The organism is Streptomyces sp. NPDC016640, assembly GCF_043076215.1.
Lineage (GTDB): Bacteria > Actinomycetota > Actinomycetes > Streptomycetales > Streptomycetaceae > Streptomyces.
In genome coordinates this window covers 39,762-57,704 of sequence record NZ_JBIBRG010000004.1, presented here as the reverse complement: position 1 = coordinate 57,704, position 17,943 = coordinate 39,762, and the positions used below count along the sequence as shown (strand labels likewise).

Below are 17,943 nucleotides of genomic sequence, written 5' to 3'. Positions count from 1 at the left end.
CCGCCCCCGCACACTTCCCGCCCACCGGTGCGTCCGGCGCGTTCTCCGGTTGCCGTACCGGTCGGTGGTCACGACGAGGTCCGCACTGAACTGAGAGGTGACGATGACGTCCGTGCAGGAAGAACCTGTATCGGTCATGCCGATCATGAACATGGTCTACGGCCTGTGGGTGTCCCAGACGCTCGTGACCGCGCACGAACACGACGTGTTCGAGCGCTTCGCCAAGCGCCCGGGCATGACGTCGGCCGAACTGGCCGACGACATGGGCCTGCAGGAACGCCCGGTCGAGCAACTGGTCACCGCTTGCGCGGGGCTGGGCCTGCTGGAGCGTGACGGCGAGGGCTACCGCAACACGCCGATGACCGACCGGCACCTGCTTCGTGGAGGTGAGGACTACGTCGGCGGCTGGGTGGAGATCGTCTCCCGCCATGACTATCCCGGCTGGCTGCGGCTGGACGAGGCGCTGCGCACCAACCGCCCGACCACCTGGGACAGCGAACACCGGGACTCGTTGTTCGACGACGAGAACCCCGTGGTCGTGGAGTCGTTCTGGGAGGGCATGAGCGCGATCTCCAGGCCCACGGCGCGGGCTCTGGCGGACGCGGTCGACCTGTCGGGTGACCTGTCGCTGCTGGACGTGGGAGGAGGGGGAGGAGCCTACGCGATCGAACTGAGCCGGGCGTTCCCGTCCCTGCGCGCCACGATCTTCGACCTTCCCTTCGTGTGCGACCTGACGCGCAAGAAGGTCGAGCAGGCGGGCTTCGGTGACCGCATCTCCTTTGCCGCCGGCGACTTCTTCACCGACCGGCTGCCCTCCGGCCAGGACGTCGTGCTGCTCTCGATGATCCTGCACGACTGGGACGTCGATCAGTGCAAGCGCATCCTGCGCAGCTGCTACGAGGCACTCGCTCCCGGCGGGCGCCTGCTGATCAGCGAGCTGCTGGTCGCCGACACCAAGGACGGTCCGCTCGACGCCACGCTGATGAGCCTGTCCATGCTGGTGGAGACCTTCGGCCGCAACTACACCGGGGCCGAGTACCGCGACTGGCTGCTGGAGACCGGCTTCACCGACGTCGAGATACGCCCCTTCGCCGCACCGGCCGCCAACGGAGTCGTCGTCGCCCGGAAGCCGTGAGCGCACCGGGCCGCGGGTGCCCCCGTGGTCCGACCGCCCCCCGGCGGGTGAGGGACGTGGCCCCCGCTCCCGCCGGGCGGGTCGGAGTTCGGTCCGGATCGTTGAGCAGCGGAGCTCGCGCGAGAGCCGGGAGCACCTGACGGCGAGGCCGTGCCCGCGGGCTGCTCGAACGAGATCGGCCGGCTGCGGGAGCCTGTGGAAGCCGGCAGGGCGTCCGGCAGCAGGTGGGTCAGCAGGAACGGGGCGAGACAGTCGACCTGGAACGTCTCCTCGAAGCCGTCCGCTGTGACATGGCGGTCCCCGAGGACCGCCCCGGCGTCGTCGGCCAGTACGTCGATGCGCGGGACCCGGTCCGGGTTCGTCCGCCGTCTCCCCGGGGGAAACCGGCACGGGGTTTTCTCGTCACGCGTCTCCGTACGCCTCGCCGCCGAGCTCGAAGCCGGCCGTCCCGGCGGTCGTGTCGGCGAGCCAGGCGCGGAAGGCGGCCACGTCGGCGTCCGGGAGGCCGATCTCGATCGTGACCTCCTCGCCGTAGCGCACCTCGCGCACCTCGCGTCCGGTGGCGCGCAGGTCGTTGTGGACCTTGCCGGCCCGCTGGTGGTCGACGGTCACCGTGGCCAGCCGGAAGCGGCGCCGGGTGAGCGTGCCGAGGGTGTCCAGCGCCTCGCCGACGGCGCCGCCGTACGCCCGGATGAGACCGCCCGCGCCGAGCTTGACGCCGCCGTAGTAGCGGGTGACGACGGCGACGACGTACCGCATGTCGCGGCGGAGCAGCATCTGGAGCATGGGGACGCCGGCCGTGCCGCCGGGCTCACCGTCGTCGCTGGCCCGCTGGGTCGAGGCGTCGGCGCCGATGACGTAGGCCCAGCAGTTGTGGGTGGCGTCGGCGTGCTCCTCGCGGACGGCGGCGACGAACTGCTGCGCCTCCTGTTCGGTGGCCGCCGGGGCGAGCGCGCACAGGAAGCGGGAGCGGTTGACCTCGGTCTCGTGCACACCCGCGCGCGCGACGGTGCGGTACTGGTCCTGCATCCGGCCAGCCTATGCGCCGCCGCGCGGGAGGCGGGGGCGGGCCGGGGTTCCGTCCGGCGGCCCCCTTCGCCGCCCGCGGGGCGGCCCGGCCGCGTCAGGTGCGGACGGGAGCGCGTGCGGGGCGCCGGCGGGCCTGAGGGAACGGACGGACGGGGGCCTAGCCGCGCGGGCCCCGGGGCACGGTCAGCGACGTCAGCAGGGCGCCGCCGGGTGCGAGGGCGCGCCAGGCGGCGCCTCGCCAGGACAGTACGGCGACGGCGGAGGTCGGGAACTTGGCGCGGACCCGGTCCAGGGTGTCGTCCGGACCGTCGCCGGCGAGCGTCAGGACGAGGTCCTCGAGCCCCGGGTTGTGGCCGACCAGCAGCAGCGTCCCGACCTCGGCCGGCACCTCGTGCACCACGGCCAGCAGTTCGGCCGCGCCGCCGTGGTAGAGGCGCCGGTCGTGGCGGACGGGCGGGGGTGTGCCCCACTGCGCGGCGGCCAGCTCCCAGGTCCGGCGGGCCCGGACGGCGGTGGAGCACAGCGCGAGGTCGGGCAGGCAGTCCGCCTCGGCGAGCGCGTGTCCGGCGGCGGGCGCGTCCCTGCGGCCGCGCGGGGCGAGGGGGCGTTCGTGGTCGGTGACGCCCTCCGGGCGGGCCGACTTGGCGTGGCGCAGCACGACCAGGCGGCGCGGCGGTCCGGCGCCGGCGCGCTCGGTCATGCCGGGGATCCCAGCTCGCGCGTGAGGTCGAGCCCGAGCAGCCGGTCGGCGTAGGCGTAGGTCTCGAAACGGGCGCCGTCGGCCAGGTCCGGGTCGGTCTCCACCGCGCGCAGGACGCTCAGCACGCCGGGCGTGTCCAGGTCGTCCTCCCACGCGGTGCGCAGGTCCGCGCGCACGGTGTCGGGGATCGGCCGCGAGGGCCGGTGCGCCCAGGCGGCGACCCCGCGGCGCCAGCGGTCGAGGGTGTCCCCGGCGTCGGCGAGGGCTGCCGGGCCGATGCCCACGTGCGCGCTCCTGGGGTGGGTGAGCAGGGCCAGGCGCAGCACGGAGGGGTCGGCGCCGCCCGGGGAGCCGGGTGCCTGCCCGCGCACGGGAGCGACGGCGACCCGCACCCCGTCGGGTGCGGCGCCGCCCTCCCTCACCACGTGCAGCACCTGGGCCTCGCCCAGACCGGTGCCGGCGTCGCGGCCGTCCTCCAGCGGCCGCACGCCGAGGGCGGCGCCCGCCGCCCGGAGTTCGGCCCGCTGCCGTTCGCCGGTGAGCAGCGCCCACACCGGCGTGCCGCCGAGCTCCAGGGCGCGCACGAGCAGGTCGGCGACGAGCAGCACGCGCAGACTCGTCGGGTCGAACCCCTGTGTGTGGGCCTCGACACGGGTCAGCCCCCGGCGTGCGGGGGCGGCGTCCACGGGCTGGCCGGTTCGGGCGTCGGTGATGCGCAGCACGAGGCGAGCGTAGGCGCGCGAGCGGGCGTACGCAGGTATCTCGCACGCCTTTCGGGTCGCCGTGGGCGGTTCCCGGCGCCGGGTGCCCCGGGGGCCGGTACAGTCCACCGGCCGTCGCCGGGGGCGGGCTGTCCGCTCCGGGGCGACGGGCCGCCCCCGGCGGGAATCACCGCGCGCCCTGCTTCGTTGTGTGCGGTGACGGCGTTTTTCACGACTCCCGGGAGGCCGGCGGTGTACGGCGACGAGGCGGCGGTCCGCAGGATCCTGACCGAATCCGGTGACACGTGGGCCGTGGTGGGCCTGTCGTCGAACCGGCGGCGCGCGGCGTACGGTGTCGCCCAGGTGCTGCAGCGCTTCGGCAAGCGGGTGGTACCGGTGCATCCGAAGGCGGAGACCGTGCACGGCGAGCGGGGCTACGCCTCGCTCGCGGACGTCCCCTTCGAAGTGGACGTCGTGGATGTGTTCGTCAACAGCGATCTGGCCGGGGCCGTCGCGGACGAGGCGGTGGCCAAGGGCGCCAAGGCGGTGTGGTTCCAGCTCGGCGTCGTCGACGAGGCGGCCTACGGGCGCACCCGCGCGGCGGGCCTGGAGATGGTGATGGACCGCTGCCCCGCGATCGAGATACCCCTGCTCGACTGACGGCCCACCGGGTCCGCCCGGTCCCCGGGTCCGCCACGGCGGGACACGGCAGGACACGGCACGGTTTCCCAGGGGTCCGGTGCCCCCATGAGGGCCCCGTGGACCAGAGGGCCGCCCGTCCCGACTCCCCCGCCCCGCAGCGCTGTCCGGTCGTCGTCGTGGGCGCCGGACCCGCCGGGCTGACGGTCGGCAACATCCTGCGGGCGGCCGGGGTGGACTGTCTGGTCCTGGAGGCCGAAACCCGGGAGTTCATCGAGCGGCGGCCCCGGGCCGGGGTGATCGAGGAATGGGCGGTGCGCGGCCTGGAGCGGTGGGGGCTCGCGCGGAACCTGCTGGAGCGGGCCGAGCTGCACACGGCGTGCGGGTTCCGGTTCGGCGGGGAGCGCCACCGGTTCTCCTGCCGGGAACTGACGGGCAGTCACCACTGGGTCCACCCGCAGCCGTTGCTGGTGACGGACCTGGTGCGGGAGTACGCGGACGTGCGCGGCGGCCGGATCCGCTTCGGTGTGCGCGACGTCCGGCTGCACGACCTGGACGGCGACCGTCCGTCGGTGTCGTACCGGTGCCCGGAGACGGCGCGGCGGGAGGCGGTCGTCTGCGACTTCGTCGCGGGCTGTGACGGGGCCCGCGGGGTGACCAGGGCCTCCCTGCCTCCGGGACGGGCCCGGGTCGCACGGCACGACTACGGCGTCGGCCGGCTGGCCCGGCTCGCCGAGGCGCCGCCGTCCGCCGACTGCGTCCTGTTCGGCTGCCATCCGGACGGGTTCCCGCCGATCCGGTGGCCGGCCACGTTCAGCGCCTCGTCCACCAGTCGCCGCGGATGGCCGTCACGCAGGGAGTAGACGACCCGGCGGCCCTCCTTGCGGGTGTCGACCAGCCCGGCGAGGCGCAGTCGCGCGAGATGCTGGCTGACCGCGGGGCGGGCCGCGCCGCACGCCCCGGTGAGCGTGGTGACATCGGCTTCGCCGCCGGTCAGGGCGTGCAGCAGGGCCAGCCGGGTGCGGTCGCCGAGCAGGGCGAGAAGCTCCGCCGCGAGGGCGAAGTGCTCCTCGCCGGGTGTGCGCGGGTGCGCATCGTGCGCAGGTGACAGGTGCATGCGTGCGCTCATACGCACATAATGGCCGCGTGGGCGCCGCCGCGTCCACCTCGCGCACCGGAAGGGGACGACCGTGAGCGACCCGCACCACCACGGCCACGAGCACACACACGACCACGGGCACGGGCACGGGCATGACGACGGGCACGGGCATGACCACGAGCACGGTCACGGGCACGGGCAGCACGGGCGGAGCCATGGGCACGGTCACGGGCGGGAGCAGCGCCGGGCCTCCCCGCTCCACCGCATCGGTCATCTCCTCACGCCCCACTCCCACGGGAGCGCCGACAGACTCGACTCCGCCCTGGAGTCCTCGGCACGGGGCCTGCGGGCACTGTGGGTCTCACTGGCCGTACTCGGCACGACGGCGCTGGCGCAGGCGGTCGTGGTGTTCGTCTCCGGATCGGTGGCGCTGCTCGGCGACACGGTGCACAACGCGGCGGACGCGCTGACCGCCGTACCGCTGGGCATCGCCTTCGTGCTGGGGCGGCGCGCCGCCACCCGCCGCTTCACCTACGGCTACGGGCGCGCGGAGGACCTTGCGGGCATCGCGATCGTGCTGACGATCGCCGCGTCCGCGGCCTTCGCGGGCTGGACCGCGGTCGACCGGCTGCTGGACCCGCGCCCCGTCGAGCACATCCCGGTGGTCGCCGTCGCGGCACTGGTGGGGTTCGCGGGCAACGAGTGGGTGGCCCGCTACCGCATCCGCGTCGGACGGGCCATCGGCTCGGCCGCGCTGGTCGCCGACGGGCTGCACGCCCGCACGGACGGGTTCACCTCGCTGGCCGTGCTGCTGAGCGCCGGCGGCGCCGCGCTCGGGTGGCGGTTCGCGGACCCGGTGGTGGGGCTGGCGATCACGGCGGCGATCGCGCTGGTCCTGCGGGACGCCGCCCGGGAGGTGTTCCGCCGGGTGCTGGACGCCGTCGACCCGGCGCTGGTGGAGCGTGCCGAACGGGCGCTGACGGACGTCCCGGGCGTACGCGGGGTGGGCGAGCTTCGGCTGCGCTGGATCGGGCACCGGCTGCGGGCCGAGGTGGCGGTCGTGGTGGACGGCGAGGCCACGGTGCGCGAGGCCCACCGCGTCGCCGTCGACGCGGAGCACGCGCTGCTGCACGCCGTCCCCCGGCTGACCGCCGCCCTGGTGCACGCCGACCCGGAACCGGTGGCGGGCGCGGCGGACCCGCACCTGCCGCTCGCCCACCACGAGAACGCCCTGCGGGCGCCGGGGTGACGGCGTACGACTGCGCGCACGGCCGCGACCCGACGGCCGCCCGGGGGGGTGTCTCAGTGCACGGGCGGCACCGAGACAGCCATGATCATCTCCATCGGGACGTCGCCCCGGTTGCCGTACGTGTGGGGCGTGCCGGCCTCGAAGGAGGCGCTGGCGCCGGCCGGCACCCGGTGCTCCGTCCCGTCGACGGTGAGCGTCAGCTCCCCGGCCGTGACGTGGACGAGTTCCACCGTGCCGGCGGGGTGCGGATCGGAGTCGCTGCTCTCGCCCGGCATGAGCCGCCAGTCCCACATCTCCAGCGGGCCGGGGGCCTCGGCGCCCGCGAGCAGCCGGCTGTAGCTGCCGCCCTCGGTGTGCCAGAGCCGCACGGCCCGGTCGGCGGAGACGATCCGGACCTTCGGGCCCCGCTCGTAGTCGAGCAGCGTGGGGACACTGACGCCGAGCGCGTCACCGATCTTGACCACCGTGCCGATGCTCGGGTTGGTGCGGGCCTGCTCGATCTGGATGAGCATGCCGCGGCTGACACCGGCCCGCGCCGCGAGCGCGTCCAGGGTGAAACCGCGCTCGGCACGCCAGCGCTTGACGTTGCGCGCCAAGGACCGGGTCAGCAGGTCGAGGTCCGACACATCCCATCCATTCCGTTCACTGTCTCGGGTGACGGAGTTCATTATGTTCGGCGGCTCCGGCCGCGGTGGGGTGCACCCGATCGGTCATCGCACCGCACCGCACCCGCACCGCGGGGCCCCCGCGGCGGCGCCCTCCGCCCCGCCGCGGCTCAGCCGCCGGGTTCCAGTTCGGCGAGCCGGGCCACGCTCTCCTCGTCCAGTTCCGCCAGCGCCCGCAGCTGCTCCGGGGTGACGCCCTCCGGGATCGGCACCGGTGCCGGGGTGCGCAGCGGCGGCTGCCAGCCGTCGGCGGGAGTCCAGCGGCGTACGACCCGGGCCGGGGCGCCCGCGACCACGGCGTGGTCGGGCACCGTGCCCCGGACCACCGCACCCGCGGCCACCACCACGTTCCGCCCGATCCGCGCCCCCGGCAGGATCACCGCGCCGGTGCCGATCCAGCACCCGGGGCCGATCCGTACCGGCTCCATCCGCGGCCACTGCTTGCCGATGGGCTCGTGCGGATCGTCGTAGGAGTGGTTGGTGGAGGTGACGTAGACGTACGGTCCGAAGTAGCAGTCGCTGCCGATGGTGACGGCCGTGTCGGCGATGACGTGGCTGCCGCGGCCGAGGACCACCCCGTCGCCGATGCGCAGGATCGGCTCGGGACCGAGGTCCAGGCCGGGCATCAGCCCGGCGGTGAGGGTGACCTGCTCGCCGACGATGCAGTGCGCGCCGATCCGGATCCAGGGTTCCCCGAAGACCGTGCCGAGCGGGAAGGCGAGCCTGGTACCCGTTCCCATCGCCGCGAACCGGAAGCGGCCGGGGTGCTCGGCGGTCACCGAGCCCGTGCGCTGCGCCCAGGCCCAGCCGGCGTGGACCGCGCGCTGGGCGAGGCGGCGCGACCAGGACGAGAACGTGTTCTTGCGCTTCGGCACCCGCTCACCGTAGTCGCCGGGCAGGACACCGGCGGTCCGGTCTCCCTGTGATCTTCACCCCACCGGATTGGGCTACGGTGCCTGGTGTCTACGACGTCGGTGGAGGAGAGGGCGATGACGCACCGCGCGCTGATCACGGGCATCAGGGGCAAGGAGCCGAGGGTGGACGGGGAGGCGTTCGTGGCGCCCACGGCCTCGGTGATCGGGGACGTCACGCTGCACGCGGGCGCGAGCGTCTGGTACGGGGCGGTGCTGCGCGGTGACGTGGAACGGATCTCGGTGGGGGCCGACAGCAACATCCAGGACAACTGCACCGTGCACGCCGACCCCGGTTTCCCGGCGACCGTCGGCGCACGGGTCTCGGTCGGGCACAACGCCGTGGTGCACGGGGCGACCGTCGAGGACGACTGCCTGATCGGCATGGGGGCGACGGTGCTGAACGGGGCCGTGATCGGAGCGGGGTCCCTGGTGGCCGCGCAGGCGCTGGTGCCGCAGGGGATGCGGGTGCCGCCCGGGTCGCTCGTCGCGGGGGTGCCGGCGAAGGTCAGGCGGGAGCTGACCCCGCAGGAGCGTGAAGGGCTCACCCTCAACGGCGCGATGTACGCGGAACTGGCGAAGGCGCACCGGGAGGAGCACGGGGCGTAGCGCGCACGCGGCCCGCGTGCTACTCGGCGGTGACGGCGGCGGGCCCGGGCACCGCCTTCCCCGCCTTGCGCCGCAGCACCAGCATCGACGTCACGCCGATCAGCACCGCCGCCACCAGGCCGAGCCACGAGAACCGCTTCAGCCAGGACTCGGCGACGATGCCGACGCAGTAGATGACGGCGGTGGTGCCGCCCGCCCACAGGATGCCGCCGAGCACGTTGGCGGTCAGGAACTTCCCGTACGGCATCCGCAGCACGCCCGCGAGCGGCCCGGCGAAGATCCGCGGCAGGGCCACGAAGCGGCCGAAGAACACGGCCCACACGCCCCACGTGCGGAACGACCGCTCGGCGGTGGCGATGTTCCCCTCGCCGAAGTGCCCGGGGAACCTGGCGCCCAGCCGGGCCGGCAGCGGCCGCCCGCCCCGGCGGCCGATGGCGTAGCCGACCGAGTCGCCGATGATCGCGCCGGCGGTGGCGCAGGCGCCGAGGATCACCGGGTCGATGTCGCCGTGCCGGGAGGCGAGCAGCGCGGAGGAGACCAGGATGATCTCGCCGGGCAGCGGGATGCCCAGGCTCTCCAGTCCGATGACCGGTCCCACCAGCACGTACACGGCGACCGCGGGTACGGACTCGAGCCACTCCTGGACGTGCAACGCCACTTCCGCCCGGTTCGCCGAGCCCGCGCTCGCCGCCGCGCTCGCCGCCGCGCTCGCGTCCGTGCGCCCGGGCACGGCGCACGGGCACGGCGCACGGGCGGGAAGCCTACCGGGCCGCGGAACGGCGGCCGGGCGTCTGCGGCGCGTACGGCGCGGGGCGTCGGGCCGGTGCGGGACGGCCCGCCCCGCGCCGCGGGCGGCCGGGGTCAGCTGTTGGGGCGCAGGGTCCACACGACGGTCATCTCGCCGGTGACCGCTCCGTCCTCGCGGCGGATGGCGACCGCGACGGGGAACTCGGGGCGGTGGCCCTCGTCCAGTTCCGCCACGACCTCGGCGGCCGGGCGGCCGAGGGTCGCGGTGGCGGTGACCGGGCCCATCGCCAGCTTCCGGTAGGCGATCTCGGCGCGGACGGCCAGCGGCACGGCGCGCGCGAGCTGGTCCCCGAACGCGGCGAGCACGATCGCGCCGCTCGCCGACTCACCGAGCGTGAACATCGCGCCGGCGTGCGGTCCGCCCACGTGGTTGTGGTAATCGCCCTGGTCCGGCAGGGCCACCACGGCCCGCTCGGGCGTGGTCTCGAGGAACTCGAGGTTGAGGGTACGGGCCATGGGCACCGTGGCGGCGAGCATGTCGCCGACGGACATCCGGTCTGCGCTCATGACCGAAGGTTACCCACGAGTAGCCTCGGCTGGCCATGCCGTACGGCAGCCGAGTTGCTACATCCCCGTCAACGGGCGGTGACCCAATCGTGTCGGTGCGCGGCTAGGGTTGCTGCTCATGTGGCCAGGACAGCAGCCGCCCGGGGGCGAGCAGAACCCGCAGTCGAACAACCCGTACCAGCAGCCGGGGTACCAACAGCCGAATCCGTATCAGCAGCCCGGCTACCAGCAGCCGAACCCGTATCAGCAGCAGCCGCAGTGGGGTGGTCCGTCCACGGCGGGCATGCCTCAGCCGCCGCAGGGCGGGGGCGGCGGGAACCGGACGAAGCTGGTGGCGATCGTGGCGGCGACGGCCGTCGTCGTGGCCGCGGGTGTCACCGGGTTCCTGGTGCTCGGCGGCGACAGGGACGACGAGGCCGACGGCAAGAAGGACGCCGAGCCGACCGTGACCGCTTCCCGGGACACCTCCGCGGAGCCGAGCACCTCCGCCCCGGCGGACAACCCACGCGGCGGTGACGGGGAGAAGGCGACCGTTCCGGGCTGGCAGGTCGTCGTCAACACCCGCTTCGGCACCGAGTTCGACGTCCCCGCCGACTGGGAGATCGAGGATCCCGGCACCAGCGTGGGCTTCGAATGGGAGGAGAAGGACGGTGAGCTGGACCGCACCACCGTCACCGCTCCGGCCTACCTGAAGTCCAAGTGGTGCACGAGCGACGACGACAAGGACGGCACCGAGGAGGACACCGCCCTCGTCACCGCCGGAACCCGCGGCGAGAACGGCGCCAAGAACGCGGACATGGCGGCCGAGACCAGGGTGCCGTGGTGGATCTACGGCGGGTACACGCAGCCCGACAAGAAGAGCGTGAAGTACGACAAGCCGAAGGCGTACACCACGAAGTCCGGCATCAAGGGCAGCGTCGCCACCGCCCGCTCGGAGAACACGCCGCAGAACGGCAAGTGCGACAGCGAGGGCAAGGCGATCACCTTCGCGTTCAAGAACGGCGCCGGTGACTTCGTCACCTGGAACCTGTTCGGCGCCAAGGGCGTCAAGGACGAGATCCCGGACGCGACCGTGCAGAAGATCCTCAGCACGGTGCGTCTCACGGAGGAACCGCCGACGGGGTCGTAGCGGACCGGCGGAGACGTGACGGGCCGGCGCGGGCGCGGCGGACCGAGGGGCCGGCAATCCATTTGGCAAGTCGGCCCCGCCCCGGCGATAGTCACGGGGTGCCGACCCCCCTCCTGAGCCGCCGTCCCGCCTGGGCGGGCCGCAACTACTCCCTGCTGACCGCCGCCGCCGTGGTGACCAATCTGGGCAGCCACGGTGCGCTGATCGCCGCCGCGTTCGCCGTGCTGGGCGCGGGCGGCGACGGCGGCGACGTGGGTCTGGTGGCCGCCGCCCGCACCCTGCCGCTGGTGCTGTTCCTGCTGATCGGCGGCGCGGTCGCGGACCGGCTGCCGCGCCACCGGGTGATGGTCGCGGCCAACGCCCTGAACTGTGTGTCGCAGGCCGCCTTCGCGGCGCTGGTCCTGGCCGGCGAGGCGCAGCTGTGGCAGATGATGCTGCTCAGCGCGCTCGGCGGCACCGGCCAGGCGTTCTTCAACCCGGCCGCCGAAGGCATGCTGCTGTCCTGCGTCGACGGCGAGCAGGCCGGCCGGGCGTTCGCGGTGTTCCGGATGGCGATGCACGGGGCGACCCTCGGCGGGGCCGCGCTCGGCGGGGCCATGGTCGCCGCGATGGGGCCCGGCTGGGTGCTGGCGGCCGACGCGGCGGCCTTCGCGGTCGCCGCGGCGCTGCGGGCCTTCCTCGACGTGAAGCACATACCGCCGCGCGCGCCGGGCGGCGGCATGCTCGCCGATCTGCGGGAGGGCTGGCGGGAGTTCATCGGCCGGCCCTGGCTGTGGGGCGTCGTGGTGCAGTTCTCCGTCGCCAACGCGGTCGTCGGCGCCGCCGACGCGGTCTACGGGCCGCTCGTCGCCCGTGACCACCTGGGCGGCGCCGCGCCGTGGGGTGTGGCCCTGGCCTTCTTCGGCGCGGGCACCGTGGTGGGCGCGCTGCTGATGACCCGATGGCAGCCGCGCCGCCTGCTGTTCGTCGGCACCCTGTGCGTGTTCCCGCTGGCCCTGCCGTCCGCCGCGCTGGCCGTGCCGGTGCCGGTCGGTGTGCTGTGCGCGGTGATGTTCGCGACCGGTGTGTCCCTGGAGGTGTTCGGCGTCTCCTGGATGACCGCGCTGCACCAGGAGATCCCGGAGGACAAGCTGTCCCGGGTCTCGGCGTACGACTGGTTCGGCTCGGTCGCGCTGATGCCGGCGGCGATGGCGCTGGCGGGCCCGGCGGAGACGGCGTTCGGGCGCCCGGAGGCGTTGTGGGGCTGCGCCGTTCTGGTCGTGGTCGTCACGGCGGCGGTCCTGTGCGTCCCGGACGTACGCGACCTGCGCCGCCGCACCCGTCACGTCACCGCCGCGGCCCCGGAGCCGGCGGGCACCTCACCCGATGCCGAACGCCCCGTCGGGGGGCTCGGGTGACGCCACGGCGTCCTCGTCCCGCACCGGGCGGGCTCCGCGCGTGAAGTCCCGCAGGGCCGCTCCGTGTTCGACCCGGGCGGGGAAGGCGTCGGCGGCGGCGAGGCGGGACAGGGCGGCGATGTCCAGGGGGTGGTGGGCGGCGGCGAGCACCGTGTTGCCGAAGCGGCGTCCGCGCAGCACCCCCGGCTCGGCGATCAGCGCCAGCTCCTCGAACCGCGTACGCAGAGTGGCGAGCTGGGAGCGCACGAAGGCGAACGGGGCCGAGTCCGCGAGGTTGGCGAGGTAGACCCCGCCGGGCCGCAGCACGCGCGCGGCCTCACGGACGTAGGCGACCGAGGTCAGATGCGCCGGGACCCGTGATCCGCCGAAGACGTCGGCGACGAGGACGTCCGCGCTGTCGTCGGGAGCCGTCTCCAGCCAGGCGCGGGCGTCCGCCGCGTGCAGGGTGACACGGGCGTCCGCGGGGAGCGGCAGCTGCTCGGCGACCAGCTCCAGCAGCCGTCCGTCGGCCTCCACGACGTGCTGCCGGGAGCCGGGCCGGGTGGCGGCCAGGTAGCGGGGCAGGGTCAACGCGCCGCCGCCGAGGTGCAGGGCGTCCAGGGGCCGGCCGGGCTCGGCCAGGGTGTCGAGGAGGTGCCCGAGCCGCCGGGCGTACTCGAACTCCAGGTGCGTCGGCTCGTCCAGGTCGACGTAGGACTGCGGCGCCCCGTCGACGGTGAGCAGCCAGGCCCGCTCCCGGTCGACGTCGGGCATCAGCTTGGCGGTGCCGTGATCGACGACGCGGGTCACGGGGATGGGCTCGCTCACCGTCCCATTGTGCCGTCGCCCGGACGAGCGGCCGCCCGCCCCCTGTGACGGGGGCGGGCGGCCGTCCGGCGCTCAGCCGACCGCCGTCACCGTGCCGGCCCCGGCCGTGCGCCCGCCTCACGGACGGCGAAGCCGAGCCCGGACTCCAGCGGCACCTCCCGCTCCAGCTCCACGGTCATGGTGACCGTGTCCCCGGGCCGGGCGAGTGCCGCCTCGCCGAGGTCGACGACGCCGGCCACGTCCGCGGTGCGGATGTGGAACTGCGGCCGGTACCCGGTCGACACCGGTGTCGTACGGCCGCCCTCACGGGCCGACAGCACGTACATCCGCGCCGTGAAGCGCCGGCCGGGCACCACGCTGCCGGGCGCGGCCACCACGTGCCCGCGGCGCACCGCGGCGCGCGGCACCCCGCGCAGCAGCAGCGCCACGTTGTCCCCGGCCCGGGCCTCGTGCATGGGCTTGCCGAAGGTCTCCGGGCCGGTCACCACGGACCCCACCCCGGCGCCCGGCACCTCGACCCGGTCGCCGGCGCGGACCGTGCCGCGCTCGACCGCGCCCGTCACCACGGTGCCCCGGCCCTCGCGCTCCGGGGAGACCCGTACGGCGTCCGGGTGGGTCCCGGCCCGTCCGGGCCGCCGTCCTGTCCCTTGTCACGCCCGTGAGACGCGCACTACGGCGATCACCCCCATATGTCGGTTAGTGTCACCGGATGCTCGATGCCACCACCCGCTCTGGGGGCACCGCCACGGCCTCTCCCCGGGCCACCGCCACCGACCTCGGCGCCGCCGTCCCCGCGGCCGCGCCCGTACTCGTCCCCGCCCCGGGTCCCACCGCCCGCTGCGCCAGGGTCCTGCTGTCACCGTGGTCACGTCTGTCCCTGCTCGTCGCGCTGCTCGCCTCCGCGGCGGCGCTGATGCTGGTCCTCGAGCCGCAGCGGCTGCTGACCGACGGCTGGCCGGACCGGCTCGGCGGAGCCGCGGCGGTCGTGGCGTACGCGGTGGCCTACGGGGTGTGCACGGTGGCGTTCGTGCCGCGCCCGTTGCTGAACCTCGCCGCGGGCGCGCTGTTCGGGACACAGCTGGGCCTGGGCGCCGCGCTGGGCGGCACGGTGCTCGGCGCCGGGCTGGCCTTCTGCCTGGGCCGGGCGCTCGGCCAGGACGCGCTGCGTCCGCTGCTGCGCGGACGCTGGCTGAAGGCGGCGGACGACCAGCTGAGCCGGCACGGCTTCCGCTCGATGCTGGCGGCCCGGCTCTTCCCGGGCATCCCGTTCGCGGCGTCGAACTACTGCGCCGCCGTCTCCCGTATGCGTCTGCTGCCGTTCCTGCTGGCGACGGCGCTCGGCTCGCTGCCGAACACCGCCGCCTACGCGGTGGCCGGCGCCCGCGCCTCGACGCCGACGTCCCCCGCCTTCCTGATCGCGCTGGCCTGCATCGCCCTCCCGGGTCTGGCGGGTGCGGTGGTGGCGTGGCGCAAGCGGCACCGGTTGCGCGGCAGGTGAGGCGACCGCCGGGCCGGCCGGCGGCGCGTGCGGCGAGCGGGTGCGCCACGAGGGCCTGACGCCGCGTCCGCGGGCACCGGGGCGGACCGTGGACGGCCCCGCGGACGGGCAGCCCGGCGGCGGCCCGGACCGCCACCGCGGGGACGGGTTCCGGGCGGCGAAGCCCCTGTGTCGGGGCCGTCACCCGGGGGCGCTACGCTTCCCCCTCGGCACACCTGATCATCGATCACCGCACACGGCGGTGCGGTGTGCCCTTCGTCCGTTCCACGATCGGCACTTGGACTCCCTACCTCATGTCTTGGTTTGAATCCCTCATCCTCGGACTCGTCCAGGGGCTGACCGAGTTCCTGCCCGTGTCCTCCAGCGCGCACCTGCGGCTGACCGCGGCCTTCTCCGGCTGGGAGGATCCGGGCGCCGCCTTCACCGCGATCACCCAGATCGGCACGGAGACCGCGGTGCTGATCTACTTCCGCAAGGACATCGGGCGGATCCTGTCGGCCTGGACCCGCTCGCTGACGGACAAGGAGATGCGCCGGGACCAGGACGCGCGCATGGGCTGGCTCGTCATCGTCGGCTCGATCCCGATCGGTGTGCTCGGGGTGACGCTCAAGGACCAGATCGAGGGGCCGTTCCGCGATCTGCGGCTCACCGCGGCGATGCTGATCGGCATGGGCATCGTGCTCGGCGTCGCCGACCGCCTCGCGGCGCGGGACGAGAGCGGTGGCCGGCACCGCGTGGCCAAGCAGCGCAAGGAACTCGGGGACCTGAGCGTCAAGGACGGCCTGATCTTCGGCCTCTGCCAGGCCATGGCCCTGATCCCGGGCGTCTCCCGCTCCGGTGCCACCATCAGCGGCGGCCTGTTCATGGGCTACCGGCGCGAGGCCGCGGCCCGCTACTCCTTCCTGCTCGCCATCCCCGCGGTGCTGGCCTCCGGCGCGTTCGAGCTGAAGGACGCCGCCGAGGGCGGGCACGTCTCCTGGGGGCCGACGGTCTTCGCGACGGTGATCGCCTTCGCGACCGGCTACGCGGTGATCGCCTGGTTCATGAAGTTCATCTCGACCAAGAGCTTCATGCCGTTCGTCTGGTACCGCATCGCGCTCGGGATCGTCATCATCGTCCTGGTCGCCACGGGCAGTCTCAGCCCGCACGCGGCGGAGTCGGCGGGCTGAGTCCCGGAACACGTGACCCGGAACACGTGACCCGGAACACGTGACCCGGGCACGTGACCGAGGACATACGGGACGGGTAGCCGTCCCGTGGCGCACAGTCAGTCCATGGCCCTAGGCTGGTCGGCATGTCCCCCGAGTTAACGACCCATGGTTCCGTGCGGTCCGCCGCCGAGGTCAACGAACAGATCCGCGCGCTGTGGACCCGCGCGCGCGGGTCCCTGTCCGCGCAGGAACGCGCGGAGTACGAACTGCTGGTGGTCGAGTGGGCGGCGGCGATCAACGGTCGGGTCGTCGAGGCGGCCTGACCGCCCCGCGGCGGGCCCCGGCGCCCGCCCCCGGACCGAGGAGAACACCCCGCGGCGCCTCGCCCCGCCCACGGACCGGCACACGACTCCCCGCGGTGCCTCATCGCCCGCCCGCGACCCGCAGCACCGTCCCCGTCGCGTACGAGGCGTCCGGCGACATCAGCCACGCCACGGCCGCCGCGATCTCCTCGGCCCGGCCCGCCCGTCGCAGCGGCACCGCCCCGGCGATCTCCCGGGCACGCTCCGGCGCCCCCATGGCGGCATGCATCTGCGTGTCGATCACCCCCGGCGCGACCGCGTTGACGCGGATGCCGTCCGGACCGAGCTCCTTGGCCAGTCCCAGGGTCAGGGTGTCCACGGCGGCCTTGGTCGCCGCGTAGTGGACGTACTCGCCGGGACTGCCCAGCGTGGCGGCCCCCGAGGAGATGTTCACGATCACCCCCTCGCCCCGGGGCGTCATGAGCTGCGCGGCCCGCCGCGCACACAGCAGCGTCCCGACGAGGTTGACGTCGACGACCCGGCGCAGGATGTCGGTGCCGGCCTCGGTGAACCGCCCCAGCGGCCCCGTCACCGCCGCGTTGTTCACCAGCCCCGTGACCGGCCCCAGTTCCCGCTCCGCCACGTCGAAGAGCCGCTCGACGTCCGCCTCTGCGGAGGTGTCCCCGCGCACGGTGACGGCACGTGCCCCGGCGGCCCGCACCCCCTCCGCCACCGCCTCCGCGGCGCCGGAGTCGCGGACGTAGTTCACCACGACGTCGTGGCCCTCCGCCGCGAGCCGCAGACAGGTCGCGGCGCCGATCCCCCGGCTCCCTCCGGTGACCACGGTGACCAAGCGCTTCATGAGTACCTCCGGGCGAAGAGCGCGGGACGAGGATCCTCAGGCTCGCAGATGCGCGAGCACACCGTCGTCGAGGGGGCAGGTCCGCTCCTCGGGCAACAGCCGGGCCGCCCGGTCCGACTCCCCCTCCCGCACCAGGGCGTGGATCTCGGTGGCGAGCCCGGTCACGTCCTCGATGCCCACGATCCACTCGTCGGCGTACCGGGCGGACGCCTCCCCGGCGAGCCCCAGCTGGAGCGAGCGGTACGGCAACGGGTTCAGGCGCAGGTCCCGCTCGGGGTCCCACTGCACCCGCGCGGGCGCCTGCCGCAGCTTCCGCTTCCAGGCGTCCGGATCACCGTGCAGGGCGGGCACGTAGTGCGACAGGCACGCGTCCCGCAGAGCCCGGACGAACCCCTCGCGGCTGATCTCCACGGCCAGCACGGTCTCCTGGTCCTTCTTGGTGCCCCAGCCGCAGCGGTACATCATCCACAGGAAGGACGGCTTGATCCAGGTCATGCGTTCCCGGCTCCAGGACGGCGGGAAGCGGCCGTCGCGTGCAGCGGCGCGGCCGATCTCCGGACGGTAGGCCTGGTAGACGGTGACGGTGGACTCGGTGTGGCGGGCCCGCACCTCGAACTCGTGCGGCCGGTCGCTCGGTTGATCGTTCACGACGTCCAGCTTCGGCCGCCTCGCCCGCCGGAGCCAGTGAATATCCGCGCGCGCCCCCTCGGCCGCGCCCGCCATGGCCGGCACCGGGGCGATGACGC

At 74.5% G+C, this 17,943-nt stretch carries 19 protein-coding genes and 3 pseudogenes; 10 read left to right on the top strand and 12 right to left on the bottom strand.

What is annotated here, in order from left to right; translation table 11 throughout:
- Positions 1-112: 112 nt before the first annotated feature.
- A complete protein-coding gene (locus ACF07S_RS09615) occupies positions 113-1,135 on the top strand; it encodes a methyltransferase (RefSeq protein ID WP_391973846.1) in 1,023 nt (340 codons plus the stop codon).
- A gap of 402 nt (positions 1,136-1,537) precedes the next feature.
- Here ACF07S_RS09615 and ACF07S_RS09610 read toward each other — a convergent pair whose 3' ends face one another.
- The 3 genes from ACF07S_RS09610 to ACF07S_RS09600 all read right to left on the bottom strand — a co-directional run bounded on the left by ACF07S_RS09610 (position 1,538) and on the right by ACF07S_RS09600 (position 3,586).
- Positions 1,538-2,164: a YigZ family protein gene (locus tag ACF07S_RS09610; protein ID WP_391973845.1), complete on the bottom strand. Its 627-nt coding sequence runs from the start codon at positions 2,162-2,164 to the stop codon at positions 1,538-1,540.
- Positions 2,165-2,321: 157 nt separating this feature from the next.
- Entirely contained in the window at positions 2,322-2,864 is a 543-nt protein-coding gene (locus ACF07S_RS09605; RefSeq protein WP_391964269.1) for a SixA phosphatase family protein, read from the bottom strand.
- The gene (locus ACF07S_RS09600) at positions 2,861-3,586 is read right to left on the bottom strand and encodes a hypothetical protein (RefSeq protein ID WP_391973844.1); all 726 of its coding nucleotides are present in this window, start codon (positions 3,584-3,586) and stop codon (positions 2,861-2,863) included. Before ACF07S_RS09600 ends, ACF07S_RS09605 begins: the two co-directional genes overlap by 4 nt.
- 231 nt (positions 3,587-3,817) lie before the next feature.
- On the opposite strand from ACF07S_RS09600, the gene ACF07S_RS09595 reads away from it, so the two are divergent.
- On the top strand, positions 3,818-4,225 hold the full coding sequence (locus ACF07S_RS09595) for a CoA-binding protein (protein WP_391973843.1): 408 nt from the start codon (positions 3,818-3,820) through the stop codon (positions 4,223-4,225).
- Positions 4,226-4,323: 98 nt separating this feature from the next.
- A pseudogene (locus tag ACF07S_RS09590) lies at positions 4,324-4,992 on the top strand (FAD-dependent monooxygenase); the annotation flags it as partial.
- On the opposite strand, the pseudogene ACF07S_RS09585 reads toward ACF07S_RS09590, so the two are convergent.
- Positions 4,986-5,333 (bottom strand): annotated as a pseudogene (locus ACF07S_RS09585) (ArsR/SmtB family transcription factor); the annotation flags it as partial. The pseudogenes ACF07S_RS09590 and ACF07S_RS09585 sit on opposite strands and share 7 nt — an antisense overlap.
- A gap of 61 nt (positions 5,334-5,394) precedes the next feature.
- On the opposite strand from ACF07S_RS09585, the gene ACF07S_RS09580 reads away from it, so the two are divergent.
- Complete coding sequence (locus tag ACF07S_RS09580) at positions 5,395-6,552, top strand: cation diffusion facilitator family transporter (RefSeq protein WP_391973842.1); 1,158 nt, start codon at positions 5,395-5,397, stop codon at positions 6,550-6,552.
- A 53-nt stretch (positions 6,553-6,605) separates the two neighbouring features.
- Here the strand turns inward: ACF07S_RS09580 and ACF07S_RS09575 are convergent, their stop codons facing one another.
- The gene (locus tag ACF07S_RS09575) at positions 6,606-7,178 is read right to left on the bottom strand and encodes a helix-turn-helix domain-containing protein (RefSeq protein WP_391964273.1); all 573 of its coding nucleotides are present in this window, start codon (positions 7,176-7,178) and stop codon (positions 6,606-6,608) included.
- Between the two features lie 149 nt (positions 7,179-7,327).
- A complete protein-coding gene (locus ACF07S_RS09570; RefSeq protein ID WP_391964274.1) occupies positions 7,328-8,092 on the bottom strand; it encodes an acyltransferase in 765 nt (254 codons plus the stop codon).
- 114 nt (positions 8,093-8,206) lie between these two features.
- Between ACF07S_RS09570 and ACF07S_RS09565 the strand changes: the two genes are divergently transcribed.
- Complete coding sequence (locus tag ACF07S_RS09565; protein ID WP_391964275.1) at positions 8,207-8,737, top strand: gamma carbonic anhydrase family protein; 531 nt, start codon at positions 8,207-8,209, stop codon at positions 8,735-8,737.
- A gap of 19 nt (positions 8,738-8,756) precedes the next feature.
- Here ACF07S_RS09565 and ACF07S_RS09560 read toward each other — a convergent pair whose 3' ends face one another.
- Positions 8,757-9,389, bottom strand: coding sequence for a DedA family protein (locus ACF07S_RS09560; RefSeq protein ID WP_391974107.1), 633 nt, complete (start codon positions 9,387-9,389; stop codon positions 8,757-8,759).
- 209 nt (positions 9,390-9,598) lie between these two features.
- Positions 9,599-10,036: a DUF4442 domain-containing protein gene (locus ACF07S_RS09555; protein WP_391964345.1), complete on the bottom strand. Its 438-nt coding sequence runs from the start codon at positions 10,034-10,036 to the stop codon at positions 9,599-9,601.
- Positions 10,037-10,169: 133 nt separating this feature from the next.
- Here ACF07S_RS09555 and ACF07S_RS09550 point away from each other — a divergent pair, with 133 nt between their 5' ends.
- The gene (locus tag ACF07S_RS09550) at positions 10,170-11,180 is read left to right on the top strand and encodes a hypothetical protein (RefSeq protein ID WP_391973841.1); all 1,011 of its coding nucleotides are present in this window, start codon (positions 10,170-10,172) and stop codon (positions 11,178-11,180) included.
- A 98-nt stretch (positions 11,181-11,278) separates the two neighbouring features.
- Entirely contained in the window at positions 11,279-12,577 is a 1,299-nt protein-coding gene (locus ACF07S_RS09545) for an MFS transporter (RefSeq protein ID WP_391973840.1), read from the top strand.
- Here the strand turns inward: ACF07S_RS09545 and ACF07S_RS09540 are convergent.
- Together ACF07S_RS09540 and ACF07S_RS09535 are read right to left on the bottom strand one after the other, a co-directional pair.
- Positions 12,539-13,384, bottom strand: a complete 846-nt coding sequence (locus ACF07S_RS09540; RefSeq protein WP_391973839.1) for a spermidine synthase — start codon at positions 13,382-13,384, stop codon at positions 12,539-12,541. The genes ACF07S_RS09545 and ACF07S_RS09540 overlap by 39 nt on opposite strands.
- A 72-nt stretch (positions 13,385-13,456) precedes the next feature.
- Positions 13,457-13,962, bottom strand: a pseudogene (locus tag ACF07S_RS09535) (EF-Tu/IF-2/RF-3 family GTPase); the annotation flags it as partial.
- 131 nt (positions 13,963-14,093) lie between these two features.
- Here ACF07S_RS09535 and ACF07S_RS09530 point away from each other — a divergent pair.
- From ACF07S_RS09530 to ACF07S_RS09520, 3 genes are all read left to right on the top strand, one after another.
- Complete coding sequence (locus ACF07S_RS09530; protein ID WP_391964279.1) at positions 14,094-14,882, top strand: TVP38/TMEM64 family protein; 789 nt, start codon at positions 14,094-14,096, stop codon at positions 14,880-14,882.
- Between the two features lie 293 nt (positions 14,883-15,175).
- Positions 15,176-16,051: an undecaprenyl-diphosphate phosphatase gene (locus tag ACF07S_RS09525; RefSeq protein ID WP_391964280.1), complete on the top strand. Its 876-nt coding sequence runs from the start codon at positions 15,176-15,178 to the stop codon at positions 16,049-16,051.
- Positions 16,052-16,176: 125 nt separating this feature from the next.
- On the top strand, positions 16,177-16,356 hold the full coding sequence (locus ACF07S_RS09520; RefSeq protein ID WP_391964281.1) for a hypothetical protein: 180 nt from the start codon (positions 16,177-16,179) through the stop codon (positions 16,354-16,356).
- Positions 16,357-16,456: 100 nt separating this feature from the next.
- On the opposite strand, the gene ACF07S_RS09515 is transcribed toward ACF07S_RS09520, so the two are convergent.
- Positions 16,457-17,197 carry an SDR family NAD(P)-dependent oxidoreductase gene (locus tag ACF07S_RS09515; RefSeq protein WP_391973838.1) on the bottom strand — a complete coding sequence of 247 codons (741 nt, stop codon included), beginning with the start codon at positions 17,195-17,197 and terminating at the stop codon, positions 16,457-16,459.
- Between the two features lie 36 nt (positions 17,198-17,233).
- Entirely contained in the window at positions 17,234-17,845 is a 612-nt protein-coding gene (locus ACF07S_RS09510; RefSeq protein ID WP_391973837.1) for a DUF4291 domain-containing protein, read from the bottom strand.
- Positions 17,846-17,943: the final 98 nt, after the last annotated feature.

Bases quoted from the DNA above. Each gene is read 5' to 3' on its own strand.
- ACF07S_RS09565 (WP_391964275.1), top strand. From the start codon at position 8,207: ATGACGCACCGCGCGCTGATCACGGGCATCAGGGGCAAGGAGCCGAGG.
- ACF07S_RS09515 (WP_391973838.1), bottom strand. From the start codon at position 17,197: ATGAAGCGCTTGGTCACCGTGGTCACCGGAGGGAGCCGGGGGATCGGC.
- ACF07S_RS09525 (WP_391964280.1), top strand. From the start codon at position 15,176: ATGTCTTGGTTTGAATCCCTCATCCTCGGACTCGTCCAGGGGCTGACC.
- ACF07S_RS09610 (WP_391973845.1), bottom strand. From the start codon at position 2,164: ATGCAGGACCAGTACCGCACCGTCGCGCGCGCGGGTGTGCACGAGACC.
- ACF07S_RS09550 (WP_391973841.1), top strand. From the start codon at position 10,170: ATGTGGCCAGGACAGCAGCCGCCCGGGGGCGAGCAGAACCCGCAGTCG.
- ACF07S_RS09555 (WP_391964345.1), bottom strand. From the start codon at position 10,036: ATGTCCGTCGGCGACATGCTCGCCGCCACGGTGCCCATGGCCCGTACC.
- ACF07S_RS09530 (WP_391964279.1), top strand. From the start codon at position 14,094: ATGCTCGATGCCACCACCCGCTCTGGGGGCACCGCCACGGCCTCTCCC.
- ACF07S_RS09605 (WP_391964269.1), bottom strand. From the start codon at position 2,864: ATGACCGAGCGCGCCGGCGCCGGACCGCCGCGCCGCCTGGTCGTGCTG.
- ACF07S_RS09520 (WP_391964281.1), top strand. From the start codon at position 16,177: ATGTCCCCCGAGTTAACGACCCATGGTTCCGTGCGGTCCGCCGCCGAG.